Raw genomic sequence first — 1,537 nt, 5'->3', positions numbered from 1 at the left:
CTGAATACGCCTTTCCCTTTGAGCACCACCAAAAGTTTTCCCTGGATAACCCCACTATCTCTAGCCCTGGCGTTTCCAAACGGGAATACGTGGCCAGCAGGGTGTTGCAGGGCATGCTCAGCAATCCCCAAACTGCCATTGGCAATCTCTCGCCTGAGCAGCGACAGGCTTTGGTCTACACGGCAGTGTTGTTGGCAGATGAGCTTTTGGCCGCCCTTAGTGCCCAGTGAGGGCTCCCGGCAAGGCTCAGGGCTGACCCAGCCACAGACCGCTAAACCCAAGGGTAAGCAGCGTCAGGGGCAGGCCAAAGCGGAGATGTTCCCCGAACGTTAACACATACCCCTTTCTAGCTGCCGCTTCGACGGTAATTAAATTGGCCACTGCCCCAAACAGAGTCAAGTTACCGGCCAGCGTAGAGCCGGCAGACAGCAACAGCCAGGCCGTCTTTCCCTGCAGCGGGAGCAGCGACTGCAGCAGCAGCACCGCCGGCACGTTGGAGATGAGGTTGGACAAGAGGGCGACAGCGGCCAGCAGCGCCAACGGGGATCCCGCCACCTGCTCCGCCCAGGGCCCCAGACTCATTCCCCAGCCGGCCAGCAGCTCTCGGGTTGCCCGTGTCAGGATAAACAGCCCGGAGAACATCACCAGCAAGTTCCAGTCCACCTGCCCCAAAAACCGCTCCGGCTTCAGCCGGCGGGTAATCAGCAGCAAGGCCGCCGCCACCAGGGCCGACTCCGCTAGGGGCAGGCCGGCCACAAAGGCCCCAAACAGGCCTGCTGTAATGGCCACGCTCTTGCGCAACAGGGGGGGATAGAGGCGCAGCGGCGTCCAAGGCACCTGGGCGAAGGGCTGCAGCGAGCGCACCTCGGGGTAGTAGAGCCACAGCAGCCCCACCTCCAACAGCAGCCCCACCACGGCAATCGGGGTCATCTGGGCGGCAAACTCCAGGTAGCCGATCCCGGAGAAGGAGCCGATGAGGATGTTCTGCGGGTTGCCGCTCAGGGTGGCTACAGACCCTAGGTTGGTGGCCGCCGCCAAGCCCAAGAGGTAAGGAATAGGGTTCAGCCCCAGCACGGCTGTCACCTGCAACGTGAGGGGGGTAAACACCAGTGCCAGGGTATCGTTGAGGAGAAAGGCCGAGAGCAGCCCGCTGCCGAACACCAGCATGAGCAAAAGGCCAAAGGGACTGCGGCTAACCCGAATCAGGCCCAGCAAAGCTAGCTGGAAGGCGCCGCCCTGGGACAAGCTGGCGTTCACCACCATCATGCTGAGGAGAAAGACAATCGTGGTCGCGTCGATGGCTGCCCAAGCCTCCAGCAGCGGCACTGTTCCTAGGGCAATCAGCAAAGCGGATCCCGCCAGGGCAATCGTGGCCCGGTTCATGCGCAGCCTGGGCAGGGATCCCAGCCCCAGCCCGACATAGCTCAGGAGCAGCACCAGCCAAGACAGCGCTTGTTGCACCTGCCAGCCTCTTAGCCACCCCTAGAACTCGTAGCCAAATAGGCGCGGATCCGCCGGCTGCAAGTTGAGATCGGCC

2 protein-coding genes are annotated in these 1,537 nt (G+C 62.5%); one reads left to right on the top strand and one right to left on the bottom strand.

What is annotated here, in order from left to right; translation table 11 throughout:
- Positions 1–230 (top strand): hypothetical protein (locus NW860_RS07910; protein WP_414513488.1); only part of this gene is annotated, 230 nt, incomplete at its 5' end.
- A 16-nt stretch (positions 231–246) separates the two neighbouring features.
- Here NW860_RS07910 and NW860_RS07905 read toward each other — a convergent pair.
- Positions 247–1,461 carry an anion transporter gene (locus NW860_RS07905; protein ID WP_414513486.1) on the bottom strand — a complete coding sequence of 405 codons (1,215 nt, stop codon included), beginning with the start codon at positions 1,459–1,461 and terminating at the stop codon, positions 247–249.
- Positions 1,462–1,537 lie beyond the last annotated feature (76 nt).

This window comes from Synechococcus sp. F70.1 (genome assembly GCF_047502745.1).
Lineage (GTDB): Bacteria > Cyanobacteriota > Cyanobacteriia > Thermostichales > Thermostichaceae > Thermostichus.
The sequence above is the reverse complement of the archived record's forward strand: the minus strand, read 5'-3'. Positions and strand labels throughout refer to the sequence as shown.